This window comes from Cloacibacillus sp., assembly GCF_020860125.1.
Lineage (GTDB): Bacteria > Synergistota > Synergistia > Synergistales > Synergistaceae > Cloacibacillus.
Genome location: NZ_JAJBUX010000018.1, coordinates 11,080 through 37,586, shown reverse-complemented (window position 1 = coordinate 37,586; position 26,507 = coordinate 11,080). Strand labels below are relative to the sequence as shown.

General features: G+C 55.9%; 27 protein-coding genes, 1 pseudogene and 2 CRISPR repeat arrays. Of the genes and pseudogenes, 2 read left to right on the top strand and 26 right to left on the bottom strand.

The annotated features are described in order from the left end of the window. The first annotated feature begins 75 nt into the window (after positions 1-75). On the top strand, positions 76-1,506 hold the full coding sequence (locus tag LIO98_RS02365) for an FAD-linked oxidase C-terminal domain-containing protein (RefSeq protein ID WP_291952973.1): 1,431 nt from the start codon (positions 76-78) through the stop codon (positions 1,504-1,506). Positions 1,507-1,591: 85 nt separating this feature from the next. Here LIO98_RS02365 and LIO98_RS02360 read toward each other — a convergent pair whose 3' ends face one another. Beyond that, entirely contained in the window at positions 1,592-1,822 is a 231-nt protein-coding gene (locus tag LIO98_RS02360; protein WP_291952972.1) for a hypothetical protein, read from the bottom strand. Positions 1,823-1,903: 81 nt separating this feature from the next. Next, positions 1,904-2,440 carry a L,D-transpeptidase gene (locus LIO98_RS02355; RefSeq protein WP_291952971.1) on the bottom strand — a complete coding sequence of 179 codons (537 nt, stop codon included), beginning with the start codon at positions 2,438-2,440 and terminating at the stop codon, positions 1,904-1,906. A gap of 555 nt (positions 2,441-2,995) precedes the next feature. On the opposite strand from LIO98_RS02355, the gene LIO98_RS02350 reads away from it, so the two are divergent. Beyond that, positions 2,996-3,772 carry a MetQ/NlpA family ABC transporter substrate-binding protein gene (locus LIO98_RS02350; protein ID WP_291952970.1) on the top strand — a complete coding sequence of 259 codons (777 nt, stop codon included), beginning with the start codon at positions 2,996-2,998 and terminating at the stop codon, positions 3,770-3,772. A 459-nt stretch (positions 3,773-4,231) separates the two neighbouring features. Here LIO98_RS02350 and LIO98_RS02345 read toward each other — a convergent pair whose 3' ends face one another. From LIO98_RS02345 to cas6, 24 genes and pseudogenes are all read right to left on the bottom strand, one after another. Further along, positions 4,232-4,687, bottom strand: coding sequence for a cupin domain-containing protein (locus LIO98_RS02345; protein WP_291952969.1), 456 nt, complete (start codon positions 4,685-4,687; stop codon positions 4,232-4,234). Positions 4,688-4,754: 67 nt separating this feature from the next. Beyond that, complete coding sequence (locus LIO98_RS02340) at positions 4,755-5,978, bottom strand: ethanolamine utilization protein EutH (RefSeq protein ID WP_291952961.1); 1,224 nt, start codon at positions 5,976-5,978, stop codon at positions 4,755-4,757. A 66-nt stretch (positions 5,979-6,044) separates the two neighbouring features. Beyond that, the gene (locus LIO98_RS02335; RefSeq protein ID WP_291952958.1) at positions 6,045-6,584 is read right to left on the bottom strand and encodes a BMC domain-containing protein; all 540 of its coding nucleotides are present in this window, start codon (positions 6,582-6,584) and stop codon (positions 6,045-6,047) included. Between the two features lie 6 nt (positions 6,585-6,590). Next, a complete protein-coding gene (locus tag LIO98_RS02330; protein WP_291953052.1) occupies positions 6,591-6,986 on the bottom strand; it encodes a hypothetical protein in 396 nt (131 codons plus the stop codon). Then, positions 6,987-7,154 (bottom strand): annotated as a pseudogene (locus LIO98_RS02325) (4Fe-4S dicluster domain-containing protein); the annotation flags it as partial. Positions 7,155-7,166: 12 nt separating this feature from the next. Further along, entirely contained in the window at positions 7,167-7,937 is a 771-nt protein-coding gene (locus tag LIO98_RS02320; RefSeq protein ID WP_291952956.1) for an SLBB domain-containing protein, read from the bottom strand. A 4-nt stretch (positions 7,938-7,941) separates the two neighbouring features. Continuing rightward, entirely contained in the window at positions 7,942-8,226 is a 285-nt protein-coding gene (locus tag LIO98_RS02315; protein WP_066743403.1) for a EutN/CcmL family microcompartment protein, read from the bottom strand. A 14-nt stretch (positions 8,227-8,240) separates the two neighbouring features. Then, positions 8,241-8,528, bottom strand: coding sequence for a hypothetical protein (locus LIO98_RS02310; protein WP_291952952.1), 288 nt, complete (start codon positions 8,526-8,528; stop codon positions 8,241-8,243). Positions 8,529-8,640: 112 nt separating this feature from the next. Then, positions 8,641-9,459, bottom strand: a complete 819-nt coding sequence (eutJ, locus tag LIO98_RS02305; RefSeq protein WP_291952950.1) for an ethanolamine utilization protein EutJ — start codon at positions 9,457-9,459, stop codon at positions 8,641-8,643. Beyond that, on the bottom strand, positions 9,456-10,109 hold the full coding sequence (gene pduL, locus LIO98_RS02300) for a phosphate propanoyltransferase (protein ID WP_291952948.1): 654 nt from the start codon (positions 10,107-10,109) through the stop codon (positions 9,456-9,458). Before pduL ends, eutJ begins: the two co-directional genes overlap by 4 nt. Next, complete coding sequence (locus tag LIO98_RS02295) at positions 10,106-10,873, bottom strand: ATP-binding protein (protein WP_291952946.1); 768 nt, start codon at positions 10,871-10,873, stop codon at positions 10,106-10,108. Before LIO98_RS02295 ends, pduL begins: the two co-directional genes overlap by 4 nt. A 28-nt stretch (positions 10,874-10,901) precedes the next feature. Further along, positions 10,902-11,186 carry a BMC domain-containing protein gene (locus LIO98_RS02290; protein ID WP_291952944.1) on the bottom strand — a complete coding sequence of 95 codons (285 nt, stop codon included), beginning with the start codon at positions 11,184-11,186 and terminating at the stop codon, positions 10,902-10,904. 86 nt (positions 11,187-11,272) lie between these two features. Beyond that, positions 11,273-11,560: a BMC domain-containing protein gene (locus LIO98_RS02285; protein WP_157102398.1), complete on the bottom strand. Its 288-nt coding sequence runs from the start codon at positions 11,558-11,560 to the stop codon at positions 11,273-11,275. 79 nt (positions 11,561-11,639) lie between these two features. Continuing rightward, entirely contained in the window at positions 11,640-13,127 is a 1,488-nt protein-coding gene (locus tag LIO98_RS02280) for an acetaldehyde dehydrogenase (acetylating) (RefSeq protein ID WP_291952942.1), read from the bottom strand. A gap of 1 nt (position 13,128) precedes the next feature. Further along, positions 13,129-13,695 carry a BMC domain-containing protein gene (locus LIO98_RS02275; RefSeq protein WP_291952940.1) on the bottom strand — a complete coding sequence of 189 codons (567 nt, stop codon included), beginning with the start codon at positions 13,693-13,695 and terminating at the stop codon, positions 13,129-13,131. Positions 13,696-13,698: 3 nt separating this feature from the next. Next, entirely contained in the window at positions 13,699-14,349 is a 651-nt protein-coding gene (eutL, locus tag LIO98_RS02270) for an ethanolamine utilization microcompartment protein EutL (protein ID WP_066743379.1), read from the bottom strand. A 17-nt stretch (positions 14,350-14,366) separates the two neighbouring features. Continuing rightward, positions 14,367-15,290 carry an ethanolamine ammonia-lyase subunit EutC gene (gene eutC, locus LIO98_RS02265; protein ID WP_291952937.1) on the bottom strand — a complete coding sequence of 308 codons (924 nt, stop codon included), beginning with the start codon at positions 15,288-15,290 and terminating at the stop codon, positions 14,367-14,369. Between the two features lie 12 nt (positions 15,291-15,302). Continuing rightward, positions 15,303-16,673, bottom strand: a complete 1,371-nt coding sequence (locus LIO98_RS02260; RefSeq protein WP_291952935.1) for an ethanolamine ammonia-lyase subunit EutB — start codon at positions 16,671-16,673, stop codon at positions 15,303-15,305. A gap of 64 nt (positions 16,674-16,737) precedes the next feature. Beyond that, positions 16,738-18,174, bottom strand: a complete 1,437-nt coding sequence (locus LIO98_RS02255; protein ID WP_291952933.1) for an ethanolamine ammonia-lyase reactivating factor EutA — start codon at positions 18,172-18,174, stop codon at positions 16,738-16,740. A gap of 241 nt (positions 18,175-18,415) precedes the next feature. Continuing rightward, positions 18,416-18,874, bottom strand: coding sequence for a EutP/PduV family microcompartment system protein (locus tag LIO98_RS02250; RefSeq protein ID WP_291952931.1), 459 nt, complete (start codon positions 18,872-18,874; stop codon positions 18,416-18,418). After that, the gene (locus LIO98_RS02245; RefSeq protein WP_291952928.1) at positions 18,874-19,224 is read right to left on the bottom strand and encodes a BMC domain-containing protein; all 351 of its coding nucleotides are present in this window, start codon (positions 19,222-19,224) and stop codon (positions 18,874-18,876) included. Before LIO98_RS02245 ends, LIO98_RS02250 begins: the two co-directional genes overlap by 1 nt. Before the next feature lie 118 nt (positions 19,225-19,342). Next, the gene (locus LIO98_RS02240) at positions 19,343-20,479 is read right to left on the bottom strand and encodes a 1-propanol dehydrogenase PduQ (protein WP_291952926.1); all 1,137 of its coding nucleotides are present in this window, start codon (positions 20,477-20,479) and stop codon (positions 19,343-19,345) included. A 101-nt stretch (positions 20,480-20,580) separates the two neighbouring features. Next, positions 20,581-20,829 (bottom strand): type II toxin-antitoxin system Phd/YefM family antitoxin, encoded by a 249-nt coding sequence (locus tag LIO98_RS02235; RefSeq protein WP_291952924.1) that lies wholly within the window; start codon positions 20,827-20,829, stop codon positions 20,581-20,583. Between the two features lie 324 nt (positions 20,830-21,153). Beyond that, positions 21,154-22,498: a CRISPR direct-repeat array (repeat unit 30 nt; unit sequence GTTTCCAATCCTTACAGGAAGATTCTAATC). A gap of 174 nt (positions 22,499-22,672) precedes the next feature. Further along, positions 22,673-23,428 carry a CRISPR-associated endoribonuclease Cas6 gene (cas6, locus tag LIO98_RS02230; RefSeq protein WP_291952922.1) on the bottom strand — a complete coding sequence of 252 codons (756 nt, stop codon included), beginning with the start codon at positions 23,426-23,428 and terminating at the stop codon, positions 22,673-22,675. A gap of 119 nt (positions 23,429-23,547) precedes the next feature. After that, a CRISPR array of direct repeats spans positions 23,548-26,482; the repeat unit is 30 nt; unit sequence GTTTCCAATCCTTACAGGAAGATTCTAATC. Positions 26,483-26,507: the final 25 nt, after the last annotated feature.

The window sequence follows — 26,507 nt, the reverse complement described above, 5'->3', positions numbered from 1 at the left end:
CCGACTGTGCAAAGCGATTTAATCGGCGCCGCCTTTATGTTATTATATCCTGATATTAGGTTCGGAGGTATGTCAATGAACGATATCTTTTCTTACAATAAAATTACGGCGGAAATCATAGCGGCCCTTAAAGAAAAAATCGGCGCGCACAACGTCAGCGCGGACAAAGAAAAGCTTGAGGCCTACTCGCACGACGAAGTACCGCAGAACGCCTACGACAAAAAATATATCGCGGAGCTGCTCCTCTTCCCCGAGAACACCGAGCACGTCTCTGAAATAATGAAAATCGCCTATGAACATAAAATCCCCGTAACGCCGCGCGGCGCCGGCACCGGACTCTCCGGCGGCGCGCTCCCCGCCTGGGGCGGCATCGTCATGAGCTTTGAAAAGATGAACCGCATCCTCGAACTCGACGAGGAAAACCTCACCATCACCACCGAGCCCGGCGTCGTAACGGCGGAGATCAGCCGCATGGCGGCGCAGCACGGCCTGCTCTACGCGGGAGACCCCTGCAGCGGCGACGCCTCCTTCATCGGCGGCAACATCGCCGAAAACGCCGGCGGCAACAAGGTCATAAAATACGGCGCGACCGGCGCGCAGCTGCTCGCCCTTGAAGTGGTGCTCCCCGACGGCTCCGTCACCTGGTTCGGCGGCAAACGCCGCAAAGACGTCACCGGTCTGGACTTCGTCCACCTCATGGCCGGCTCCGAAGGGATACTCGGGATCATCACCAAGGCGGTGCTCAAGCTGATGCCGCTGCCGCGCCACTCCGTCGATCTGCTCGCCGCCTTCCCCGACACGCAAAGCGCGATCGACTTCGTGCCGCGCATCATCACCGAGGGCGGCCTCATCCCCGCATCGATAGAATTCCTCGACCATAAGGCGCTGAAGCTCGCGGAAAAATACCTCAACACGGAGGTCCCGGCGGGAAATGCGGGCGCGGCCCTCATCATCCAGCTGGAAAACAACGACGCCGACCTCATCGAAAAAGAGTTCGAGGAGATCGGCAAACTATCCCAGAAGCACGGGGCCGCCGAGGTCTACGTCGCCGATACCCGCAGCACGAAAGACCGCATCTGGCAGGCCCGCAAATCGGTGCCGGAGGCCGTCTCCTTCTTCTACAGCCGTTACACGAAAGAAGACCTCGCCGTCCCCACCGCGATGGTGCCGCGGCTGCTTGAGATGATCCGCGAAAAGGCCGAGGCCGACGGCCTCGAATGGATAGCCTACGGCCACGCGGGCGACGGCAACATGCACTGCACGATCATCTCCCCGGACTGCACCGACTGGCACGAACGGCTGCACGCCGCGCAGGAGCGTATCTACGCCGAACTCATCAAGATGGGCGGCACCCTCTCCGGCGAGCATGGCATCGGCTTCAAGCGCAAGGGCTACATGAAGTTCTTCCTCGACGAGGCGCAGCTTGAGCTGATAAAGCGCGTGAAGCTCGCCTTCGACCCGCGGAACATCCTCAACCCCGGAAAGCTCGTGGACTGGGAGAAATAACGCCGCGCGGCCCTCGTCCACGTAAAAACATAAAAAACTCCCGCCGATAAAACGGCGGGAGTTTTGTCGTTCGTCAAATAATCCTTTACCCCTCGTACCCAAGCTCCTTTTTCGTCTTCGCGATGTCGGCCTCGGTCTCCTTTATCCAGCGGGCGAGCATATCCGGCTTTATCTTCTTGGACTTTGGGTCGTTCAGCAGCGTGTCGAGCTTTTTCTCCTGTATCTTGAGCCACTCGACCTTCGCCTCGCGGAACTGTATATCGGCGACGGTGTTTCCGCGTTCTCCGTCATCCTCTTTCACAAATGCGCGGCTCATGGGCATACCGCCTCCCTTCGATGATTCTGCATTAAATTTAAATCGCACGCTTCCGCCAATTCATAACGCCTCATTCGCCGCTCAGATAGTCTCCTTCGAAAAGGGCATATCGTCGCCGTCGACGATCACGACCCTCATCTTCGGCTTGACATAGGTCACAAGATCCTCGATGTCGGGATTCTTGAGCCTGACGCAGCCGTGCGTCGCCCACCGCCCGACGGAGCCGGGATTGTTCGTGCCGTGGATCGCGATCTGCCATTTGTTGTAAAAGGAGATCAGCTTCGAGCCGTAGGCTCCTGGCGCGGCCTCTCCCGGCTCGTTAAACCAGGCCGGGTCAAAGACCAGCTTCGTGGCGTCGGGAATCACCCGGTAGATCGTAAAGATCCCCGTCGGCGTGATGAGATCCAGCCGCGAGGTCTTAGTCTTGCCGCGCCCCTTGCCGACCGAGACGGGCCAGCTCTTCACGACCTCGCCGCCCTTAAAGAGCGTGAGCCTGAGCTGCTGCTTGTTGATCTTGATCCAGTACTCCCCCGCCTTCGGCGACCAGGGAGCCGCCGCGCAGGCCGCCGCCGCGCTGACAAAGATTAAAACTAACGCGGTAATGAATATCCTTTTCATAAAAACACTCCAATTTCTCCATAACTTTTTTTATTATAATACAAATTCAGTTTTAAGGCACAGCATTGTGTACCTAGTATTTTTTCGTAAAAATACTTTTAACGGCAATCTGTCAAAATAATCATCGGGACAAACAAATGAAAGCCAGCCGCCAACGCCCGTGCCGCCTGGCAGCGCGGGCTGCTCAATGTTTCTGTTAGGGGACTGCGCGTTGCCCAGAAATAATCAACGGCGTACTTGACATTATTCGGCTGATGAGTATAAAATCTCACCAATGATTTTTCAGCGCCTATTTTGGAGGGAAGGGGGAAACGCCGTGTATTCAGCAAGCCATATTTCGATAATGTACATGATGATGTGCGCTCACTGCGGGTCCTCTCCTGAACTGACCGGCGCTTAAGTACGCGCGTTGTCATTACAGGACCGGGTCCGCCGCTGCGGGTCCGGTCTTTTTTATGTCTTTTGAAAAATTTACGGGAGAGGAGATAAGAGACGGGTCAAAAGACAGCAGGTAATTTTTAATTATAAATATATAAAACTACTGGAGGTATCACTGTGAAAAAAATAATTCTTGCGGCCATAGCATTGCTCGTACTCTCGTCATCCGCCTTCGCGGCGGAAAAGATCGTCCTCGGGGTCACCCCCTTTCCCGCGAAAGAGATCGCGGACGTCGCCAAAGAGGTGCTGGCGAAACAGGGCTACGAACTGGATATCAAAGAATTCACCGACTTCGTGCAGCCGAACTTCGCGTTGGAAGACAAGAGCCTCGACGCGAATTTCTTCCAGCACATCCCCTATCTTGAGAACATGAAGAGCGAAAAAAAGCTTGACATCGTGCCGCTCGTAAAGGTCCACCTGCTCCCCATCGGCATCTACTCGCAGAAGATAACGTCGCTGAAGGACGTTAAAGAAAAGTCGGTCGTCGCCGTCCCCAACGACCCGACCAACGGCTTCCGCGCCTACAAGCTGCTTGAGCGCGAAGGGCTGCTCAAGATGAAGCCAGGCAACAAGCTGACCGCCGCCGACATCGTTGAAAACCCCAAGAAGCTCAAAATAAGGGAGCTTGAAGCGCCGCAGCTGCCGCGCACCCTCCCCGACACGACGATCTCCGTCATCAACATGAACTTCGCCGTCGACGCGGGGCTCAACCCCTCGAAAGACGCCCTCGCGCTTGAGTCGAAGGACTCCCCATACGCCGTCGTGCTCGCCTGCCGCAGCGGCGACAAGGACAGCGCGAAGATAAAGGCGCTCGCGAAGGCGCTGAATTCGCCGGAGGTGAAGAAGTTCATCAACGAGAAGCTGTCCGCCAAGGGTGTCATTCCCGCTTTCTAAATCTGTAAATCGGCGTTTATAAGCACGATTTGCGTCATAACTTCGGGGTCTGCGGTCCTCACCGTATAAAGATACGGCTCCGGTATCGGAACCACCATTTTATTTAGCAACTCGCACTTCTAAACGCCGATTTCCTTCGGATGGGAAAAGAGATAAATAACGATTTAGCTTTTCAGTATATAGAAACAGAACCACTGTTTGCCCCTGTCTTGTCGCTCCGGCCTCCGAGCCGGAGTCCAGCGCCTCCAGGGCTGACTCACGAAATGCGGAAAAACAACCCTAAGACACTAGACGCCGGCTCGTGGGCCGGTGTGACAAAGCAAAGATAAATCGGCGTTTAGACGTGCGAATAACGAAATAACTGAGGGCTTGGCAAGCGGAGGCGCACTAAAGTGCGGTGAGCATTGCAAAGCCCTCAGTTATGAAGTTAGTCGTGCGTATAAACGCCGATTTACCGATTTACTGCCAGTTAGCGGGATAAACGAAATACGCGTACCTCGCGGTCTTCGGCGTCCGGAAGTGGATGTGGCTCCCCTTCGGGATGTATATGATGTCCCCCGGCTTACCGGTCACGACGCGGCCGTCGATCTCTATTTCGAGGACCCCTTCGAATACCACGTCGTATTCGTCGTAGGTCAGCGTCCATTCAAAGTCCGCCCCGTCGAGCTCCATGATGCCCGCGCCGATGCGCGGCGCCTCTTCCAGCGTCACGACGTCCTTGAGTCTCACGCCGGGTTCGCCCTGGAAGGGCTCGCACTTTACCGTCTCGCTCTTAATGAGGATTATACCGCTCGGGTCCACGACCTTCGTGAAGCCGCCGGACTCGGGACGGCGGGCGGCGAGGCCCTGTATCACTTCTGTCACTATCTCCCGTAGCATCTGTTCGCTGACGTTCATTTTATTTGTATTTTCCATTTCTTTTGCCTCCTCTTTGGCTATCGGGCAGCCTGCGCAGCCGCCCTCGCAGAGACCCGGCATGACATCAGGCCTTTGCCTCTTTTATCTTCGCGAGCAGCATCGGCGCGAGGAAGTTCGCGAGGATCACTGCCGTGATACCGGCGACGAGTTTGCCGACGACCACGGGGAAGATCATCTCCGGGTTGGCCCCCGCGGTGAATCCAAGGTGGTCGCCGAAGACAAAGGCCGCCGATACGGTGAAAGCCACGTTAAGCAGCTTGCCCTTCGGGTCCATCTTCTCAAAGATATTGAACATCGCGATGTTGTTGGCGAGGTTCGCGACCATACCGGCCGCCGCGTCCTCGTTCATTCCGAGGTGGCGCCCAACCGCCTCCAGCGCGCCGCCGAAGGTGCGCGTGATCCACTTGACCATCGGGAAGGCGCCGATGAGCACGGTCGCGATCTGGCCGCAGATCAGCAGCCCGTCTTCCAGCGGTATGCTGCCGCCCTCTTCCGCGGGGACGACCATCTGGTCGAAGAGCGGGAAGTGGATGCCGGTCTGGTATTCAAATACAGCGATGGCGGTGAGGATCGTTATCAGTATCGTGACCGCCGAGCCGAAGACGTTGAAGCCGTTTATCATCTTTTGCGGCCGGAACCAAAGGCCGATGCAGATGAGCCCCGCGATGATGATGACGGGGATGAGGTTCACGAGAATCGTCGCGAGATCTATCTTGTAGGGGGTCATGTTCATCAGCAGGCCGCCCGCGATACAGCCGAGCGGAATGGTGATGAGCCCCGCTAGGACGCCCGCGCCGAGGTAGGGGCGGTCCTGCACTTTGATGATCGAGAGCGCGACGGGAATCGTGAAAACGATCGTCGGTCCCATCATCGTGCCGAGTATCAGCCCCGAGAAGTTTCCAATCGAATCGTTGGCGGCGAGCTTCATCGCGAGCGGGTATCCGCCCATGTCGCAGGCGAGCAGCGTCGTCGCGAACATCGAGGCGTCGGAGCCAACCATGCCGTAGATGGGGACGATTATCGGCTTAAGGATTATCGCGAGCACCGGCGCGGCGGCGACGACGCCCGCCATTGCGATGGCGAGCAGCCCCATCGCGTTGAAGCCGTTGTCGAACTCTTCCCCGTAGCCCCATTTGTTGCCGCGTATTTTGTCTATCGCGCCGAGCAGCATGAATATCATCATCACGAAGATGATCGCCGAGTTGACCGATAGATTGCTGATCCAGCTGTGCAGGCTCTCCGTGAACACCTGTATGTTTGAAAGGTTGCCGATCAGTTCGTCAAACATTTACCATTCCCTCTTTCCTGTTTTTCGCAAAGCGGCCGCGCCGCCGTTTTTCATTTTTACCCGCGTCTATATAAGTTTCTTGACGAGCTGTTTGGAGGGGCGCGGGATGACCGTCTTGGAGACCAGCAGCGCCTCCTCCTTCGTCGCCGCGGCTACGGCGGCGCGCACCGAACCGACGTCGCCCGTGAGGGTGACGAAGCCTTTGCCGCCGATCGCGAAGCCGATGCGTATCTCTATGAGCCTCACATTCGCGGCCTTCGCCGCGATGTCCACCGCCGTTATCGCCGAGGCGACGGAGAAGTATTCCATGACGCCGACCGCCTCTATCTCGCCGGGGCGGGTGGTCATCATGATCGCCGGGCATATCTGCGGATCGATGTTCGGTATCAGCAGTTCGTCGACGACGTAGTGTCCCGCCGCCGTCCGCCCCGCACTCATCGCGGCGTGCACCGCGCCGACCTCCCCGTGTACTATCGTTATGTATTTGCCGGGGCAGATGGTCGAGGCGTGGATAAGTTCGACATTCGCCGCCTTCACCATCGCGTCGGCGGTGTTGATGCCCTCCGCGATGCTCGATAGCTCTATCATTCCTATGGCGTTTCCCATCTTCGCTTACCCCCCGCTCACTATGCGCGTGCCCTGCACGCTGATATCTCTTACCGTTCCGTCTATGCTCGCGTAGATATTTGAGGAGAGCCCCTCCGCGGCCTTCGCGAGCAGATCGCCGCGCCGCACTGCCGCGCCCTCCGCCACGACCGCCTCCGCCGCCCTGCCGATGCTCTGCCGGAAGGGTATGTAGACCGTCCGCGGCTGGTATTCAAGGCAGCGTTCCGCGTGTCCCGGATAGTAGTCGCGGAGGCCGAGGCGCGCGACAAGCCTCTCGGTCGGTATCAGCCTGTCGCTGAATGAACCGCGCGCCTCAGGGTGCGGATCAACCTGCGATTCGAGACCGCGCGAGCGCAGCACCCCTTTGAAGTATTCGTTGACGCGGCGCGGAGAGAGATTCATCGGGCAGGCGTAGAGTTCGCATATCCCGCAGCTGCAGCAGTTCATCGCGTCGCCGAAGGCGCGCACGAATTCCGCGTCGTCCTTTATCTGCCCCTCCATCCAGAGGCCGCGCATCACCATATGCGGCTCCATCTCCTGGCCGATCAGCCAGCGCGGGCAGAGGTCGGTGCAGTAGCGGCACTATATGCAGGCGCTGCGCGACTGGAGGCGTATCCGCTGCATTTTTAGTTTTGAACGGCCCACGAGGTAGTGGTCCGGCGGCAGGACGAGGATGTTTCCCGTCGTCTTGGTCACGACGGCGGCGTCGATCTTCTCTTTTTCCGAGAGGACCAGCCCCATCATCGGGCCGCCGTTTATCACGGCGTATTCGGAGAGATTCGTCCCCGCGAGAGCCACGCATTCGCGGAAGGAGGTGCCGACCGGCACGCGTAGCATCACCGGCTCGCGCACCGCTCCCGTGACGGAGAGGTATTTGTCCGTCACCTGACGACCCTCAAGCGCCTCGTGGACGCTGCGCATCGTGCCGACGTTGTCCACGACGCAGCCGACGCTGATCAGGATGCCGCGCGCGGGGATGCTGCGCCCCGTCACGTAGTAGACCATCGTATGTTCGTCGCCCGCGGGATAGAAGGCGGGCATCTTCACAATCTCAATGTCCGCGCCGCTTTTTTCGATCGCCGCCGATAGGGCCGCCGCCTCCGCCTCGTATTTCTCCTTGAGGGCGACGACGGTGCGTTTAGCGCCGAGATGGGTGGATACCACGGCCGTCCCCGCGATGATCTCTTCAGGGAAGGTGCGCATGAGGTATTTGTCCGTCTCGATGAGCGGTTCACATTCCGCCCCGTTCACTATAAAGCATTCGGCCCTGGTATTTAGTTTCGCATAGGTCGGGAAGCCCGCGCCGCCCTCGCCGACCACGCCGGCCCATTTTATCGCCTCTAATAATTCCATCTTTTCACTCCCTCTTGCAGCCGGGCAGCTCAAAGTTGTCGACTATCGCCACGACGGTGGCGTCCACTGGGAGCGACATGTCGCCCGCGGCGCTGCGCGCCGAACTGCCTCCGACAAAGAGCACCATTTCGCCGCAGCCCGCGCCGATCATATCCGCCGCGACGATCGGCGCCCCGTCGTCCTCTCCCGTCGTTATATTTATGCGCTGAAGGATCAAGAGGGTGAAGCCGGAGAGCTTCTGTTCCTTGCGCGTAGCCCATATATTGCCTATCACTCTTGCGACCTTCATCGTTCATTCCTCCGTCAGCCGCGTTTTACGGCTATATCGTGCGCGTGCGCGTATTCTTTGGCCAGATCCGTCATTATCGCGCGTTCCGCGATCCGTACCGCCGAGGCCCCGCCTCTGCGTGCCTCGACGATGTCTTTTTCCGTTATCACCCGTTTTTCAAGCCGTACCTCCGCGCGCGGGGTCTCCCGCTCCCTTTCAGAGACGTGGGAAGAGGGCGCGCAGGGAGCTTTTTCTCTTTCGAGCGCCTCCAGCTTTTCAATGACGCGTGTCACGATCTCCGCGATCAGCTTTTCGTAATTCATCCGGGCAGCCTCCTTTCCTGTATAACTGCTGATTTGCGCCGCAAAATTAAACCATATCTCCGGCGGCCGAACTTAGTTTGCCCGCCGGAGGGCGCATATGATCAGCGGCCGGCTATACCTTGCAGTTCATCGCGATCCCCGCCGGTGTGACGAGGAAGGGATCGTCCGGCTTCACCGTATGGATGCCGGTTACCTTTTCAAAGACCTCTTCGATACCGGTGAGACAGCTTGTCCCTCCGCAGAGGTATATGGTGTCAGTCTCGTTCCTGTCTATGCTGCGCGCCACGATCGTCGCCATTTTTTCGATCACGGGGCGCACGATGGGGAATATCTCCCCGTGTTTTCTATAGTCCTGTTTCACCGCCTCGGCCTGCTCAAAGGGTATGCGGTAGTTTCCCGAGAGGACGAGGCTCAGATGAGTCCCGCCGGTCGGTTCGTCATATATCTTTTCCACAACTCCGTCTTTGAAGACCGCAAGGCCAGTGGTGCCGCCGCCAATGTCCACGACCACGCCGTTGTCTATTTTGTAGACGGAGTTCGCCACCGTCGGCTCGTCCAGTATCTCCGTGACCTCGAAGCCCGCGCCCTCCGCGATGTACTGGTGGGTGCGGACGCTGCCCTCGGTGCCGGCGGGCATCGCGATCGCGCATTTTGTCAGCTCCGTGCCCAGCCGCCGCTCGAGCTCGCCTTTGAGCCGCCGTACGATGGAGAGCGCCCCCTGGTAATCGACGACGACGCCGTCGCGGAGCACGCCCGCCGCCTCTTTTTCACAGGCGACGGGGTTGTCGTTTTCGTCGAGAACGACAATGACTATATAGGCGGTGCCGAGGTCAAGCCCGGCCTTGAGTTTTTTCCCCGCCGGTTTGAAGCACCTCTTTTCGGAGGCCGCCACTTTCGCCATATAGGCGTTTATCCTCTTCAGATCCATCATTTGACCGGCTCCTGTTTGAGTATCTGTCCCAGCGTGAAGCCGCGCACGTCGGCGGCGTTCGCCTCGTCGAAGTCTATGTGCATGCGGTAGCTGAATTTATCGCTCACGCGCAGCACGACGTCCTGGAGGATCACCGGCCGGTCGGTAAAGAGCTGGACGCTGACGATCTCGCCGTTTTTAAAGCCCAGGTGCCTCGCCGTCGTCTCCGGTACGTGGACGTGGCGTTTCGCGATTATCACGCCCTGGGGGATCGTCACCGCCCCCCGCGGCCCCTCGATCGTGATGCGGCCGCTGCCGTCGATGTGCCCCGACTCGCGTATCGGCGCGTCGATGCCGAGGGCGATACAGTCACTCTTTGAGAGCTCCACCTGCGTCTGTCCGCGGAAGGGGCCGAGTACCGCGACCCTGTCCATCCGCCCCTTCGGCGTAATGAGGCTGACGCGCTCCTCGGAGAGGTACTGCCCCGGCTGGGAGAGGGGGCGTTTCGGCGTCAGGTCGCCCCTTTCCGTGCCGAATATGGCCTCCCAGTCCTTTTGCGAGAGGTGCACATGGCGCGCCGAGACCTCGACCTCGACGAGCCCGGCCTTCGCGATCGCCTCCATCACGCGGTCGGCGACCGCCGCCGTTATTCCGTTCGCCGCGCCGCTCATATGTTGTTCTCCTGCAGATAGGTACACATCATGATGTGTACGGCGCTTGAGAGGCGGTTGAATATTTCGAGGATATCCTGCCGCTCGTAGTTCGTTCCGTTTTTAAAGGCGTTCACCGCCGTCACCTCCGCTTCGCGCACCGCGGTGCGCAGTTGGTTCAACAGGGCGTAGGTGATTCCCATTTTGTAATCGGGCAGGCGCATGTATTTCACGTGGAAGAACTTCATCGGCGCGTGCGAGCGCTCGCGCAGCTCGGCGGATGTGAGGCCGATTATCTTTTCCACGCGCAGCGGCTCGTTAAGAGCGTCGCAGCGCATTATCTCGCGCAGCACGCCGAGAATGTCGTCAAGATCCGCGATCATTTTGCCGTAGCCCGTCTTCTCATTCAGTATCGCCTGGTCGAGTACGATAAGCGCCTGAAGGCTGTCCAGCTTGCCGCGAAAGGCTATCCGCGGATGGTTCTTCACCACCAGCATGTCGCCCTCGATCTGCGTCATGTACTCCGGTTTTTCAAGGTAGAGCGCGCCCGTCTCGTAATCCCTGTATTTCGCCTGCAGCGGCGCCGCCATTTCGGGCGTCCTTTCGGCGGGAGCCGCCGCCTCCTTCTGACGCTCGGAGGCGGACTCCCGGCTGATCTTTATCTTTCTCTGCTGCAGGTATTCGCGCGCCGCTGGCGAAAGCATCATGCCCTCCGGCACGCGGTACTCCGTGATTTCGCTTCTTTTCAGTTCATCGCGCAGCATCGCCTCTGTGATAACTTTCAAGGGAATCAACTCCTAAGAGCGTCCCGGCTTAATCTTTTAGTGTCGGCAAAAGGTAGTCGACATCCGCCGCGGGACGCGGGATCACATGGACGGAGCAAAGCTCGCCCACCCTCTCGGCGGCCGCCGCGCCGGCGTCCGTCGCCGCCTTCACCGCGCCGACGTCGCCGCGCACCATAACGCTTACCAGGCCGCCGCCGACATGTACTTTGCCGATGAGGTTCACGTTAGCCGCCTTCACCATCGCGTCGGCGGCCTCTATCGCGGGGACGAGCCCCTTTGTCTCTATCATTCCAAGCGCCTGCTGGTCTGCCATTTCAGCCACTCCTTTGTTTTTATCTTTTCCTCATATCAGTGAGAAGGTAGTTTCCAAATTAATGCCGGCATATAGCCGGCGGTACTTTACGCCTCTGTCTTGAGTGACGGCAGAAGGTAATCCACGTCATCCGCGGGACGCGGGATCACATGGACGGAGAGCAGTTCGCCTACGCGCTCCGCCGCCGCCGCGCCAGCGTCCGTCGCGGCCTTTACCGCGCCGACGTCGCCGCGGACCATGACGGTCACAAGTCCGCCGCCCACCTGTACCTTGCCGATAAGGCTGACGTTGGCCGCCTTCACCATCGCATCCGCCGCCTCGATGGCGGGGACGAGTCCCTTTGTCTCGATCATTCCAAGTGCCTGCTGATTCATCATTGTTCATTCCTCCATTTATATTTATTTAATATCTTCTAATTCTCTGCCGGTCTATTAACGAATATTACGCGCGCTGTCAGGAACGCAGCCTTTTCAGTATTTCCGCGACCACGGCGTTGACGTCGACGTTGTCAAACCGCTCCGGCTCCCCGATGCCGCTTTCGCAGATGCCGTCGGGGCAGTCTGGCATCGAGGTGCGCACCTCCGCCTGCGTCCGCAGCGGATAAGCGACGAGACGCCGGTTTATCAGGTTCAGCGGCCCGACGTTGTCCGAGGTCGAACTGCCGCCCTCCGCGCCGCAGCCGAGGGTCAGCGCCGGTACCAGACCGGTCGTCGCGCCGATCGCGCCCAGCGTGCTGCCCGCGTTCACGACGATGCACGAGACGGGGACGCGCGCCGAGAAGTAGGAGACGATCTCCTCGTTCTGCGAGTGGATGGAGAAGGTATGCCCCGCTCCCTCGTAGTGAAGTATCTCCTCGCATTTTTCGCACACCGCTTTGTAGTCGGGGGCGCTGTAGAAGGCGAGTATCGGGGCCAGCTTCTCGTTCGAGTAGGGGTGGCCGTAGCCGACGCCGTCCTCCGGCGCGACGATGATCTTCGTCCCCTCCGGAATCGTGAGCCCCGCGAGCTTCGCGATGGCCTGCGCGCTTTTGCCGACGATCTCGGGGTTCATCGTACCATTGGCGCGGAGGATATATCTCCCGAGCTGGGCCCATTCGGCGTCGTCAAGGAAGTAGCAGCCCTGGCGTTCCATCTCGGCCCGTACCTCGCCGCGGTAGTCGTCCGTGCAGATCACGGACTGCTCGGAGGCGCAGATCGTACCGTTGTCAAAGGTCTTGGAGGCGACTATCTGCGCCACCGCCTCTCTGAGGTCTGCCGAACGTTCGATGAATGAGGGGCCGTTCCCGGGGCCGACGCCGATCGCCGGATTTCCCGAGGAGTATGCCGCGCGCACCATCGCCGCGCCGCCCGTCGCGAGAATGAGCGCGACATGGGGATGGCGCATCAGCGACTCGGTCGCCTGCATGGTCGGCATGGAGATGCAGCCGACGAGGTCTTCGTTGCCGCCCGCCTCGCTGATCGCCTGCTTTATCACCTTGACGGACTCCATGATGCAGCGCTTCGCCTGCGGGTGCGGCGAGAAAACGATCGCGTTGCCCGCCTTTATTGATATGAGCGCCTTGTAAAAGGTCGTCGAGGTTGGGTTCGTCGAGGGGATGATCCCCGCGATGACGCCCAGCGGGACGGCGATCGTACGCACCCTTTTCTTCTCATCCCAGTCTATTACGCCGACGGTCTTCATATCTTTGATATATTCATAGACCGCGCGGCTTCCGAATACGTTCTTTATTTTTTTGTCCGCGGGGATGCCGAAGCCGGTCTCTTCGCAGGCCATGAGGCCGAGACGCTCGGCGTTTCTCACGCCCGCGCCGGCGATCGACTTCACCAGCCGGTCCACGTACTCCTGGCTCTTGCCGGCGAGTTCCGCCTGCGCCGCTTTCGCCGCGCCGACCAGCTCGCGCACCTCCTGAACGGACAGAAGATCTTTATCACGCAGCTGCATATTATCTCTCCTGTTCTCTCTCTATCGCCGCAATGAGGGTCCTCTTGTTGGCCCGGCCGATCTTTTCCACGCCCATAGGGAGATTCATCCGCCGCGCCAGCGCGCGGAGCTCTCCCAGCGTCATTGCGCCGAGTTCTTTATCAATGGTCTCCTTTTCGCGCGCCAGCTCTCCCTCAAGTTCTTTAAGGGGCGCGGCCGCCGTTTCCCGCTCTTTTGGAAGCGCCGCCGGAAGCAGGAAGCCTTTCCCGGCCTTTTTTCCCTCCGCACCGTTCTTTTCAGAGCGGCGCTCTCTCAGCGGCGAGGGGAACATCCGTTCGATCATGGCGGCGAGCTGGTCGGAGGGGCGCGCGATCACGGAGGCCGAGAGCAGCGCCCCCTCCGCCGCGCCGCGCACGGCGGAGAGCGAAGCCTTGACCGCGGACACCTCGCCCGTTATCAGCAGCGATACGAGGCCGCCGCCGTCGTGCCGGCAGCTCCGCAGCCGGACGTCGGCGGCCTTCAGCGCGGCGTCCAGCCCGTCGACCGCGGGCAGGTATCCGAGAAATTCCATCAGCCCCAGCGCCTTCATCGTTTAGACCCGGGGATTCTCCGCCACGTACTCTATCGCCGCCGCGAAGGCGTCGCAGGCCGCCTTGCAGGCCGACTGCGAACCGGTGAGGAGGCCGCCGCCGAAGTTCGTCTCGGAGGGCGGGGCGTAGAATACGCACATGCTGACATCCGCGGCCTTCATCGCGGCGTCTATGCCGTAAACCGCCTCCAGCGGCGGCGCGATGAGATAAGCGAGCGCCTCTCCCTCGGCGATGCCCGCCATCTTCGAGAGGTAGGAGCCGGTGCGCGATATGCAGAAGGCGTAGTATGGCACCGAGTCGTCGTCGTTCGCCGAGACGAAGTGCGCCACGTTTTCAATCATATCCACCGCGGCGGCGAGGCCGCTCTTGACCTCCGCGGGGTTCGGCCCCGCGAGGATGCCGATTATCTCTCCCGCGAACTTCGTCGTCGCGTTTCCCGCTCCCGCGTACATGCTCTTCGCGTATACGACCTGTACGTCCGCGGCCTTCGTCGCCTCGTCGAGCGCCGTGTAGGTCACGTCGTCGGAGTCCGAGGTGATGAGCGCCAGCGAACGCTGGGACGGCGCGAGGCCGAGCTCTTTGGCTAGAGAGGGGTCAACGTTGGGAATTATCTGTGTCGCAAGTACATTAGCCTTTAAAGGATCTCTTTTCATAACCCGTGCCTCCCCTGTTACAGTTTCAAATCTGTTCCGCTGGCCTTCTTTTCCAGCATTATCTTGATGACTTCCGCGATGTGGGCTCCCGCCTCGACCGGCGGCGTGCCGTCCTTGTGGATATTTGAAATCACCGTGCGGCGCGCCTCCGGCATGCCGACCGTTCCTTTATAGGTGATGTAGGCCGACATCGACTCGGCAGTTATCAGCCCCGGACGTTCGCCGACAAGGTCGCAGGTGACCGTCGCGCCCGTAAGCTCGGTGATCTCGTCCTCGACGCCGACGCGCCCATATTCAACGAAGAACGGCGTGCCCACGTCGATGCCATAACTCTGAAGTCCCTGCATGAGGGCCGGAAGCAGGTCGGGGATGTTCGCCACCACCGCCGCCGAAGAGAGGCCGTCGGAGACGAATATCTGCACGGTGGGATTTTTTTTGCATTTCTCCTTTATCATCGCCACACCCTCCGGATTCAGCTTGCGGCCAAGGTCCGGGCGCGTGAGATACTCGTCCTTGCTGGCGCACATGGTGCGCACGACAAAGAGATCCAGCTTTTCGACGAACTCAAGGTCCATCTGCGAAAATACCGCGTCCTGGGCCGCGGAGTGCGCGGCGCGGAATTCCAGTACCGGCAGCGTCTTGTAGCGCGCCCCGGCCTTGCCGATACCCAGGCGGGCCGGTGCGTACTGCTTGAGGTCGTAATAGGCCTCGCCGTTTACCGGGTTCTCCACAAGATACTGCTTGCGGATGTCGATCTCCGAGACGTCGGGAATGAAACCGTCGTCCACCTTCACAACGCCTTCCGCCGCGTGAGCGGCGGGGGTTTCTCCCGCCTTCACCGCTTCGGCGGCGGAGGAAGGAGTGGCAGCCGCTGCGTTCCCGATGTTCATCTCAGTCAGCACCTGTTCTATGATCGCTTTAAGCGCGTTCTGATCTACCATTTTTAAAGCCTCCTATCTGCCCGCGAAGACCGAGGCGTCCCCCGCCAGCGGCGTGAGACGGCCGTCTTTGAGGAAGCCCATCTTCTCCAGCCACTCTTCAAAGGGCTTGATGGGACGCAGGCCGAATATTTCGCGCAGCGTCTGCGCCTCGTGATAACCCGTGCACTGGTACATGAGCATGCAGTCGTCGCCCTGGGGGACGCCCATGATGTAGTTGCAGCCGGCGGCCACGAGCAGCGCCGCGAGGTTTTCAATGTCGTTCTGGTCGGCCTTCATGTGGTTCGTGTAGCAGGCGTCGCAGCCCATCGGGACGCCCGAGAGTTTGCCCATGAAATGGTCCTCGAGCCCCGCGCGCGTCACCTGCTTCGCGTCGTAAAGATACTCCGGCCCGATGAAGCCGACGACGGTGTTGACCAGGAAGGGATGATAGTGGCGGGCGAAGCCGTAGCAGCGCGCCTCCATCGTCAGCTGGTCCCAGCCGTTATGCGCGTCGGAGGAGAGCTCCGAGCCCTGCCCCGTCTCAAAATACATGACGTTCGGCCCCATCGAGGTGCCGTGGTGGAGCATCATGTCGCGCCCCTCCTCCAGCATCGCGGAGGTCAGCCCAAAGGCCTCGTTGCCCTTCTGCGAACCAGCGATCGACTGGAACATGAGGTCGATCGGCGCGTTGAATTTGCGCACCGCCTCCGTCTGCGTCGTCACATGCGCGAGGACGCAGATCTGCGTCGGCACCTCCCACTTGTTCTTGAACTCGTCGAACAGCTTGAGAATACGCGCCACCGACTCGACGCCGTCGTCAACGGGGTTGAGCCCAAGCACCGCGTCGCCGCAGCCGAGGCTGAAACCCTCCATCAGCGAGGCGGCGATCCCCTTCGGGTCGTCGGTCGTGTTGTTGGGCTGCAGACGCGAAGAGAACGTCCCCGGAAGACCAATCGTCGTGTTGCAGTGGGCTGTGACGGGAATCTTCTTCGCCGCGTAGATGAGGTCGAGATTGCTCATCAGTTTGCAGACGGCCGATACCATCTCTGAGGTAAGGCCGCGGGAGGCGCGGTGGATCATCGCCGTCGTCGTCTCCTCCTGCAAAAGCCATTCGCGGAATTCGCTGACCGTCATATTCTTGTGTTCGTCGTAGATCCTCTCGCTGATGTCGTCCTGGATTATGCGCGTAACCTCGTCCTGCTCATAGGGCACGGCGGGGGTGTTGCGCAGCTCCGCGAGCGTCACCTCGGAAAGGACGACCTTCGCGGCGACCCGTTCCTCCGCGTTTTCCGCGGCGATCCCGGCGAGTTTGTCGCCCGACTTCTCCTCGTTCGCCTTGGCCATCACCTCGCGCAGTGACTTGAATTCGTAGGTATGGCCCAAAAGTTTTGTCTTGAGCTTCATGCAGCTATCACCTCTCCATTTCTAATGTGACTGCCAATCTGAGAACGGGATTAATATTTCCCGTTCAGGAATTGAAAATCAATGTCTTGATGACGACCGGCAGCACATGTCCGCCAAATACCGGTTCGCCCAAATCTATATAATCTCCACTGTCTGAATGTATGCCGTCGATACAGATCACCAGCTTTTTATGCTCCAGCTTCACATTGAGCGCATGCCCAAGAGCCTTGCCGATATCCGCCTCCACGACGACGATCAGCGGGAAGGGGCCATCTATCACGCCGCGCGCCCCCGAGATCACCGCCTCGGCCAGCCGCTGTACCGCCGCAAAAGACTTATATGGCCCGCCGGAGAGTGAGACCGCGATCTGCTCCTGGCGTCCCTCCGGCATAAAGAGCGGCATCTGGAACTTTATCGAACGCTCCACCCCCTCCGGCGTCGCCTCGTCCGCCTCCGGCACGCGCAGAATCGGGACGTTCTTTATCGGCAGTATTCCCGGAGTGTAGGCGATGGTGCTGCCGCTGATCTCCGTGGCGCAGGTCCCCGCGCCGACGACCGTCGCGCGGATCGTCTCCAGCGGCGTGTAAAGCTCCACCCCTGAAAAGGAGGGATGCCTCCTTATCTCGTCCCCGAGAATCACGCCGATGTCGCCGAAACGGAAGAGGTCTCCCTGAGAGGGGCTGTAGACAAAATCCGCCACGCCTCCCGAAAAGGTCACCCCCGTAAGCGCCGGAAGTCCGGATGGGAGCCCTTTGCCGTCGTTCGTATATAGATAACGGCACGTCTCCGACTGCGGCAGAAGGCCGACCGCCTCCGCGAGATACCCAGCCATCAGGCGGCAGAGGCCACGCAGCTGCTCCGTATCGGCTCTCGCGCCGGCCTTCACCGCAAGGCCGTTGTCGGCGGCGACCCTTTCTATCTTGGGGTAGACATAGGTGATAAAGCCATTCTCCACCTTCACGAGACGGCCGCCGATATCGAGGCAAGTGACGCCGCGTAGGCTTCCCCTTTCATAAAAGGCGATGTTGCTCGTACCGCCGCCGACATCGAGATTCGCGACGACCGCGCGGTTATCCTCGGATATCTTGTCCGTACCGGCGCCGCGCGCCGAAAGCACCGACTCCAGATCCGGCCCCGCCGTCGCCACCACGAAGTCCCCGCTTAAAGCCGAAAGCGCAGAAAGCAGCTGGTTGGCGTTCTTTTTGCGCGCCGTCTCGCCCGTAATGATGATCGCCCCCGTGTTTATCTGGGACGGCGTCATCTCCGCCCTCTTATACTCCTCGGTGACGATCCGCTTCACCACCTCCGCGTCGATTTCCGTCGGCGAAAGCAGCGGCGTGAAATATATGGGGCTCCGATAAAAGACCTCTTTGCCAACGATGGCGATACGCGGAGCCGTATAGGAGCTGGCGCGGTTCTCTATCCTTATCTTGCTGAAAATCAGCTGCGTCGTCGACGTGCCGACGTCTATGCCGACGCTTGTGATCGTCTCTCCGCCCATCCTCAGCTCATCTCCTCTCTAAGAAACCGCTGATTATATGCACCATCTGGTGGACAAACTAAGTTCGATTACGCAAATCAAAGATTTGCTATCTTACTTATGCGTTACGCGCGGTCTCCGCCTGTGGCTCCGCCGTATATCTAATACGCCTCCGCCCCAGCCAGGGACCGTGCGTTTAGCAGCTGGCACATCTAATCAGCGGACATACATATTTGTTTTACCAAGCAATTACCATCTATCATCATTTCTCTAACGAATCAATAAAATCCACAAACTCCTGAATCCCCTCGCCCGTGTAGGCGCTGGTAACAAATATCCGCCCCACCCCCGCGCGTGTAAGCCGTCTCTTTGCCTCCGCGATCTCCTCCGGCGAGGCGATGTCCGCCTTCGTCACCACCCCGGCGACCGGCTTGCCGAACATCGAGGCGAAGGAAGGCGGAAAAAAACTCTGCGCGGCGGAGGCGCTCTGAAGAAAGACGATGAGCCGCGCCTCCGCGGCCGCCACTGAAAGCGCCCCGCGCATCCCGCCCCGCTCAAGATACTCCCCCGGCGTGTCGATGATGAAGCCACCGACAATATCCAGAGTCTGCGTCTTGCGGTAGCGCAGCTCTTCGCGCATCATCGCCTGCGTCAGCGTCGTCTTACCCGCCATCGAGGCCCCGATGAAGATGACGCGCCGCCTCTTGTCCGCGGCTGCCATCAGGTGCGCGTGATGCGCGCGGGGGTAAAGTTCATCAAGTCGCAGAGCACCGACATGACGTCGCGCATCGCCGCCTCCACCGCCGACACATCCCCCGTGATAAGCAGAGAACCGTTGAAGCGGTCCACATAACCGATCGTGACATTGGCCGCCTTCGAAGCGACGTCCGCGGCGATCATCGCGCCCTCGCTCGGCATGATCGTAAAGATGCCGATCGCCCCTCCCGTCTCAAAGAGCCCAAGCTTGCCGTAAAGCTCCTCCACCGGGTGGGCGATCACATGCGCGAGAGTGACCTGCTTACCCGGCACAAATTCTTGTATTATTCGCTGTTTATTCTCAAATTCGCTCATCGGCTGCCTCCGGCGGGGATACTAAGTTCGATTACGGAAATCAAAGATTTCCGATCTCACTTATGCTTACCCGGCACAAATTCCTGTATTATTCGCTGTTTATTCTCAAATTCAGACATTATGGCAGCTTGCCGATATAGGCGTTTTCAAAGACCTGGCGAATATCCTCTTTCGTACAGCGGCGCGGCGCGGACGTGAGGCAGGCGTCCGCGAGGGCGTCCTCCACCATCTCCGGCAGTTCCGCCCGAAAATCCTCCGCGCTGACGCCGGCCGCCTTGATCGTCGGCGGAATATCCATCTTTTTGGTCCAGGAGCGTATCGTGCGGATCACGTTCAGCGCGCTCTGCCTGACGCTTGCCGTCGAAATATCACAGAGATAGGCAATCTTCGCGTAACGCTTGGCCGTCTCCGTCAGCTGCGTCGCGCAGCCGGCGTTGAAACTCATCACATAGGGCAGCAGGATCGCGTTTGCGCGACCGTGGGCGATATGGAACTTCGCGCCGAGCGTATGCGCCATCGCGTGGTTGAGCCCCAGCCCCGCGTTGGAAAAGGCGATGCCCGCCATACAGGAGGCGTTGTGAACGCGCTGACGCGCTTCGTAATTATCCGGCTCCTGATAGACGGTGAGCAGATAACGATATATGAGTTTGATCGCCTTCTCCGCCATCGCGTCCGTAAAATCCGTGCGGTCCGTCGAGACAAAGGCCTCTATCGCGTGCGTCAGCACGTCGAACCCCGCGTCGGCCGTCACCTTCGGCGGCACGCTCATCACCAGCTCCGCGTTAAGCACCGCCGAGGTCGGCAGCAGGCTGTCGTCGACCATCGGGTATTTGACATTCTTCTTATGGTCCGTGATGACGGCGAAGCTGCTCACCTCCGACCCGGTGCCGCTCGTCGTCGGGATCGCCGTGAAGGGACAGGGCGGGACAGCCCCCTGCTGATGCGCGAAAAAGACTATCGCCTTCGCCGCGTCGATCGGCGAGCCGCCGCCAAGCACGACCACATGGTCCGGCTTGAACTCAACGATGCGCGCCGTACCCGCGGCGACGGTCTCGATATCTGGGTCCGCCTGCACATCGGAGAATATCTCATACTCCGCGCCCGTCCCCTCCAGATAATCGGTGACGTAAGATATCTTGCCGCTCGAAACCATAAACGGGTCGGAGACGATAAAGACCCGCCGCGCACCACCCACCGCGTCCGCCAACGCATCTTTTCCCATATATATAGTCGTAATCGAAGAAAACTTTTCCATAACTTACCTCCTTATTAAAGCCTTGGCTTTTTCATCGAGCTTCGCAGCTTTCAAGAGGGGGATATCTTTAATCGCCTTTTTGGTATACACAATTTCGTACATCACCAGACAACCTTATCCTCCGGAACGCATTCCCCGATCGGCGTATTTAGGCCGTCTATTATTTTTTCATGCATTCCTGGGATAGAAGCCAAGTACAACATTTCCATCATACTATTATAATCATCTTCGCTCAGAATAACCGCATTGCCGTCCTTGGTGCTGACGTTCACGGGTTCGTTATACTTGATTGTCTGTTCCAATATACCAAAAAGGTTTTTACGCAATGTAGTTGCATTAGTATTTAACATTTCGATCGCCTCGTATGTACGTTATAACGTACATACGAGGTTTTGTCATTGGGCTGCATTCATTCTAGGGTATAGACATTGTGTCTTAGTCTATAAGTTCTTTCAGTGAGAACGTCAGTGGGTAAACAGGCCAATTGGTTACTCTCTTGTCCGTATCATTAATACATAGGTAGCCCTACCCTATAAATTCCCTGATTCTTGCTTGAATGCCAATAATGGAGCGCACACCGCGATTTCTATTATATAGCCCTTCCCGGTACATAGCGTCATACTTGGCAGATATTGGCAGCATTTTTTATCTCTTCATTATCTCCCACTACACCGATGTTCTTTCATTACAGGAAGATTCTATCTCTACAGTACATCCGAGGGTGAAGCGCTGTGTCCCAGTTTCCAATCCTTACAGGAAGATTCTAATCTTGCAGAGCGCGGAATCCTTCGCAAGTCCCTGTCCGGTTTCCAATCCTTACAGGAAGATTCTAATCTAAGACGGTGAAGCACACGGATGTCTGCGGACGTCTGTTTCCAATCCTTACAGGAAGATTCTAATCCTCCCTCTTGCCGACACCCCGCCGTAAAATCCACGCGTTTCCAATCCTTACAGGAAGATTCTAATCATTCCTTTGCCGAAGTCACCTACGTAGAAATTGCCGTTTCCAATCCTTACAGGAAGATTCTAATCCTCTCCGTCAAGGCCGTGGTTTAGGCTGGATCTTCCGTTTCCAATCCTTACAGGAAGATTCTAATCGCTCGTATGGTATCGCCGAGCAGCTGGGACACTGCGTTTCCAATCCTTACAGGAAGATTCTAATCAATTATAGCGTTCCTCAAAAATGTGTTTCTTCTCGGTTTCCAATCCTTACAGGAAGATTCTAATCATCCAGTGTTACCAACGGTTTACGACTATTTTTATATGTTTCCAATCCTTACAGGAAGATTCTAATCAACAAAAGCTCGTAGCGATTGCCGGTCAACTGGTATAGTTTCCAATCCTTACAGGAAGATTCTAATCCGCCATCACTTTTTACCTCCGAGGCCTAGAGAGTCTTGTTTCCAATCCTTACAGGAAGATTCTAATCGGCCGCTTCAAGGTTTTTTTGTATGTCGCCTTTTTAGTTTCCAATCCTTACAGGAAGATTCTAATCAAGAAGAGGCAGAAGGCGAAGCGACTGGAACTAAATTGTTTCCAATCCTTACAGGAAGATTCTAATCCAGGAAGAACCGCAAAGGGCGCGAAAAAATGAGCCGTTTCCAATCCTTACAGGAAGATTCTAATCATGACACGCACAGGAAACAGCCGGACATTTCGCAGGTTTCCAATCCTTACAGGAAGATTCTAATCCTAGTCAGCTTCGAGAAGCGAAGTATCGCGAATTTGTTTCCAATCCTTACAGGAAGATTCTAATCTTCTAATACAGATGGCGACGGGTTTGGGCAAGACTGGTTTCCAATCCTTACAGGAAGATTCTAATCTGTCTTGAACATCCCGTTGCGACCGTAAAATTGTAGTTTCCAATCCTTACAGGAAGATTCTAATCCCCGCTAGCCAAGGTCAACCGTGTGCGGATGAACTTGTTTCCAATCCTTACAGGAAGATTCTAATCGTACAGAGCATATTCAGGCATCGGCATCGATCTCCGTTTCCAATCCTTACAGGAAGATTCTAATCCCACCAAAAAGCGCGTCAGCACACATTTCCTTGACTCGTCTCAATCAAAAAACTGCATACGCCAAAACAATCATAAGATTAGTATTTACTTGTACCGCTGCTATTATTCTCACATTTCACAATGTATGTCGAACTACGCTATTTTTTGCGCTATTGGACATCGACAGAGAAGCCCTATTTACCATCCGGCGCAATACAACCGAAACCTAAGCTATTCTTTGCTCCCAAACCACAGTCTAAAGCTACCTGAAGCAACTCTTTTGGACCACTAATTTTAAACCTGCCGCTCCAACCCTTTATTGGAAAAGAATCATTCACTTTAAATTTGGCAACACGTTCCTTAGGTGTACCTATTGGAAATATTTCAACAGTACCCTTCGGAATTTCAGCTGTACCATATATTGCCCTATATTTTCTGGTAAGGTTGTTATATATAGAATTTGAAAACTCTTTTTCGAATGGAGAGAAGTAAACCGTATACTTACGTCCATCCGGACGCAGCATCTGTGAGTAACAACTGATAGGAGAAAGCGTTTTGATTATTATCTGATCAGAGACGAAATTATAATAATTGACCTCAACTTTATCACAGAACACCACATTTGATCCGATGTGCATATGTTCATTCATTAACGCACCGCTCGCAATGCCATCCATAGTTGAAGTTATCGGAGTAGATATCACTATGCGAATTGGCAAGTCAAATTTAATTAGCCCATCTTCCAATTTCGGAACTTTTTCTGATATAGGCCAACTCATCGCAAATAATTTTAACGGGCGGTTGTCAATAACATAACCTTGATCATGGAGAAATGCTGCTCTACCAGGAGGAAGCAGCTTATATACTAACGATTGAAAAAAATGTAAATTGGAGCATGGTAATTTTAGTATTTTCGATTCATGAGAATTAATGTACAGCGATATATGCATTCCCATACCTCCAACTACCGTAGCTGTAGATTTCTATCTCTATTTTAAGAGTACCACGACTGACTATTTTTGAAAACAAAATACGAAATGAATTTTCAAATACATAATATAATTATCGTAATTTTAATCCTTACAGGAAGATTCTAATCACCCAGGAACTCGGTGTATCCGTTACCACTTGGAAATTTCCAATCCTTATAGGAAGATTCTAATCTCGGCCAATCATCGTATGTACCAAAAGATATCCTCGTTTCCAATCCTTACAGGAAGATTCTAATCTAGTTAAGCTGTCAGGACGCCGCTCAAGAAACTCTTGTTTCCAATCCTTACAGGAAGATTCTAATCATGACAAACAAACAGACAACAGACGCGACAATTCTGTTTCCAATCCTTACAGGAAGATTCTAATCCGGTGTACATGTATTCACCAGCTGTTGGGTATCTGAGTTTCCAATCCTTACAGGAAGATTCTAATCGTCTGCATGATCTCTATCGGCTGTTGTCGAAGCAGCGTTTCCAATCCTTACAGGAAGATTCTAATCCTGTCTGCATGTCGCGAGGTTTGTTTCGCCTCCAGAGTTTCCAATCCTTACAGGAAGATTCTAATCTACAAAAACAGCGGCTGGTTACAGTGCATGGAAATGTTTCCAATCCTTACAGGAAGATTCTAATCGCTCGCCTGGACCACCCTCGCCCCCGGCGTAGGGCTTGTTTCCAATCCTTACAGGAAGATTCTAATCGTGTTCCGGGGATGTGCGATAAAGCAAAGGTTCATGTTTCCAATCCTTACAGGAAGATTCTAATCGTAATATAAGCGTAAATCCTAAGACTGTGGAACTTTAGTTTCCAATCCTTACAGGAAGATTCTAATCTCTGCCATCTCCTTTACAAAACCTCGTCCTTAAACCGTTTCCAATCCTTACAGGAAGATTCTAATCGGCATTGCCCTGAACAAGCGGTGCCGCCCAACGTTGTTTCCAATCCTTACAGTAAGATTCTAATCCAACCGGGCGCGCGGCGTTCACGGCGTCGAGCCGAGTTTCCAATCCTTACAGGAAGATTCTAATCGACGGCGGTATCAAGCCGCTGTTGCTTGCCTATCACGTTTCCAATCCTTACAGGAAGATTCTAATCCGGCGAACATCTCGTTTTTGTTTTTTTGCTGTACTTGTTTCCAATCCTTACAGGAAGATTCTAATCGGATTTACAATTTTTAATTGCCAGTGCTGTATTCCGTTTCCAATCCTTGCAGGAAGATTCTAATCCGTACCGCGAACCTCATCTGTTCTCATTGACGACGCGTTTCCAATCCTTACAGGAAGATTCTAATCTGAATTACAATGTATCGCATACGCATCGCCAACCCGGTTACAATACTTACAGGAATATTCTAATCAGCCGCTCCCCTGCCGAATCGGAGGGGTAAAAATGGGTTTCCAATCCTTACAGGAAGATTCTAATCTGACTTTTTGCGTAAATACGCTATAATTAAACCATGTTTCCAATCCTTACAGGAAGATTCTAATCAGGCATCGAGGGCATTTCTCCTCTCAATTTTGACGCGTTTCCAATCCTTACAGGAAGATTCTAATCGTCCAAGAGCGGCGGCGTCACGTCACCCAGTAGATGTTTCCAATCCTTACAGGAAGATTCTAATCCGCTTGCCTCCGCTAATTCCCATTCAATGTCATCTTGTTTCCAATCCTTACAGGAAGATTCTAATCTTGTAATTGCCGAGGGCGCGTTTGACGCGATGTCGTTGTTTCCAATCCTTACAGGAAGATTCTAATCGGACACGCAGCAGCTTCGCGGCGGCCTGCTCCGGGTGTTTCCAATCCTTACAGGAAGATTCTAATCCCGATAGAGCGCGCGAACGGGCGAATGCAGCTGCGGAGTTTCCAATCCTTACAGGAAGATTCTAATCGCAACACCCCGCATCACAAGTTGGCTTGCAAAATCAGTTTCCAATCCTTACAGGAAGATTCTAATCAAAAAGCCAGCATCGAGGAGACTTCCGGCTATCTGAGTTTCCAATCCTTACAGGAAGATTCTAATCGATAATCTCGTGGGGCACCGTCGCATCCAGCAGCACGTGTTTCCAATCCTTACAGGAAGATTCTAATTTGGAGTATCTTACGTGCCTTTAGCGGGTCCGCTACGTTTCCAATCCTTACAGGAAGATTCTAATCGGCGGCACCCGCCTCCGAAATGCAGCTAATTTCTATGTTTCCAATCCTTACAGGAAGATTCTAATCTCGCCGCGATATCCACAAACCCCAGCTCTATAAGGTGTTTCCAATCCTTACAGGAAGATTCTAATCTAATTCTTCTGCCGTCAACCCAGCGGCATATCGAGTGTTTCCAATCCTTACAGGAAGATTCTAATCTACGCGCCAACAGAAAACGTGTGATTGCCTTGGTACGTTTCCAATCCTTACAGGAAGATTCTAATCAGGGCAATACGGACGACGACCGCGGTTATTTTACGCGTTTCCAATCCTTACAGGAAGATTCTAATCATGCCGAGCGCCGTAAATGTTTCGCTCGACTGGTCGAGTTTCCAATCCTTACAGGAAGATTCTAATCATATGCCAACAGAAAAACCTCGCTATACAATTACTCTGTTTCCAATCCTTACAGGAAGATTCTAATCGTTCAGGCTTGTCCAGAACAACTGCGATTATTCGGGTTTCCAATCCTTACAGGAAGATTCTAATCGGTAAGACATTCCACGCCTCTACATTCCCAGCGAACGTGTTTCCAATCCTTACAGGAAGATTCTAATCGAGGCACCCCGACACCAGCAAACGGCACAAATCCAGTTTCCAATCCTTACAGGAAGATTCTAATCGAGGCTGACGGAAAGTGGAAGTTCAAGCCATCTGATACGTTTCCAATCCTTACAGGAAGATTCTAATCGATATCGGTGGCGATCCCACGCACATGAGTGCTGTTCTGTTTCCAATCCTTACAGGAAGATTCTAATCCGGGCAAAATCACGCGCCACGAGCTGATACCTTGCGAGTTTCCAATCCTTACAGGAAGATTCTAATCCGGGCAAAATCACGCGCCACGAGCT

What these genes read in the sequence shown, in the direction of transcription:
- LIO98_RS02365 (WP_291952973.1), top strand. Translation starts at nt 76, where the DNA reads ATGAACGATATCTTTTCTTACAATAAAATTACGGCGGAAATCATAGCG.
- LIO98_RS02360 (WP_291952972.1), bottom strand. Translation starts at nt 1,822, where the DNA reads ATGAGCCGCGCATTTGTGAAAGAGGATGACGGAGAACGCGGAAACACC.
- LIO98_RS02355 (WP_291952971.1), bottom strand. Translation starts at nt 2,440, where the DNA reads ATGAAAAGGATATTCATTACCGCGTTAGTTTTAATCTTTGTCAGCGCG.
- LIO98_RS02345 (WP_291952969.1), bottom strand. Translation starts at nt 4,687, where the DNA reads ATGGAAAATACAAATAAAATGAACGTCAGCGAACAGATGCTACGGGAG.
- LIO98_RS02340 (WP_291952961.1), bottom strand. Translation starts at nt 5,978, where the DNA reads ATGTTTGACGAACTGATCGGCAACCTTTCAAACATACAGGTGTTCACG.
- LIO98_RS02335 (WP_291952958.1), bottom strand. Translation starts at nt 6,584, where the DNA reads ATGGGAAACGCCATAGGAATGATAGAGCTATCGAGCATCGCGGAGGGC.
- LIO98_RS02330 (WP_291953052.1), bottom strand. Translation starts at nt 6,986, where the DNA reads ATGAATCTCTCTCCGCGCCGCGTCAACGAATACTTCAAAGGGGTGCTG.
- LIO98_RS02320 (WP_291952956.1), bottom strand. Translation starts at nt 7,937, where the DNA reads ATGGAATTATTAGAGGCGATAAAATGGGCCGGCGTGGTCGGCGAGGGC.
- LIO98_RS02315 (WP_066743403.1), bottom strand. Translation starts at nt 8,226, where the DNA reads ATGAAGGTCGCAAGAGTGATAGGCAATATATGGGCTACGCGCAAGGAA.
- LIO98_RS02310 (WP_291952952.1), bottom strand. Translation starts at nt 8,528, where the DNA reads ATGAATTACGAAAAGCTGATCGCGGAGATCGTGACACGCGTCATTGAA.
- eutJ (WP_291952950.1), bottom strand. Translation starts at nt 9,459, where the DNA reads ATGATGGATCTGAAGAGGATAAACGCCTATATGGCGAAAGTGGCGGCC.
- pduL (WP_291952948.1), bottom strand. Translation starts at nt 10,109, where the DNA reads ATGAGCGGCGCGGCGAACGGAATAACGGCGGCGGTCGCCGACCGCGTG.
- LIO98_RS02290 (WP_291952944.1), bottom strand. Translation starts at nt 11,186, where the DNA reads ATGGCAGACCAGCAGGCGCTTGGAATGATAGAGACAAAGGGGCTCGTC.
- LIO98_RS02285 (WP_157102398.1), bottom strand. Translation starts at nt 11,560, where the DNA reads ATGAATCAGCAGGCACTTGGAATGATCGAGACAAAGGGACTCGTCCCC.
- LIO98_RS02280 (WP_291952942.1), bottom strand. Translation starts at nt 13,127, where the DNA reads ATGCAGCTGCGTGATAAAGATCTTCTGTCCGTTCAGGAGGTGCGCGAG.
- LIO98_RS02275 (WP_291952940.1), bottom strand. Translation starts at nt 13,695, where the DNA reads ATGAAGGCGCTGGGGCTGATGGAATTTCTCGGATACCTGCCCGCGGTC.
- eutL (WP_066743379.1), bottom strand. Translation starts at nt 14,349, where the DNA reads ATGAAAAGAGATCCTTTAAAGGCTAATGTACTTGCGACACAGATAATT.
- eutC (WP_291952937.1), bottom strand. Translation starts at nt 15,290, where the DNA reads ATGGTAGATCAGAACGCGCTTAAAGCGATCATAGAACAGGTGCTGACT.
- LIO98_RS02260 (WP_291952935.1), bottom strand. Translation starts at nt 16,673, where the DNA reads ATGAAGCTCAAGACAAAACTTTTGGGCCATACCTACGAATTCAAGTCA.
- LIO98_RS02255 (WP_291952933.1), bottom strand. Translation starts at nt 18,174, where the DNA reads ATGGGCGGAGAGACGATCACAAGCGTCGGCATAGACGTCGGCACGTCG.
- LIO98_RS02250 (WP_291952931.1), bottom strand. Translation starts at nt 18,874, where the DNA reads ATGGCAGCCGCGGACAAGAGGCGGCGCGTCATCTTCATCGGGGCCTCG.
- LIO98_RS02245 (WP_291952928.1), bottom strand. Translation starts at nt 19,224, where the DNA reads ATGAGCGAATTTGAGAATAAACAGCGAATAATACAAGAATTTGTGCCG.
- LIO98_RS02240 (WP_291952926.1), bottom strand. Translation starts at nt 20,479, where the DNA reads ATGGAAAAGTTTTCTTCGATTACGACTATATATATGGGAAAAGATGCG.
- LIO98_RS02235 (WP_291952924.1), bottom strand. Translation starts at nt 20,829, where the DNA reads ATGTTAAATACTAATGCAACTACATTGCGTAAAAACCTTTTTGGTATA.
- cas6 (WP_291952922.1), bottom strand. Translation starts at nt 23,428, where the DNA reads ATGCATATATCGCTGTACATTAATTCTCATGAATCGAAAATACTAAAA.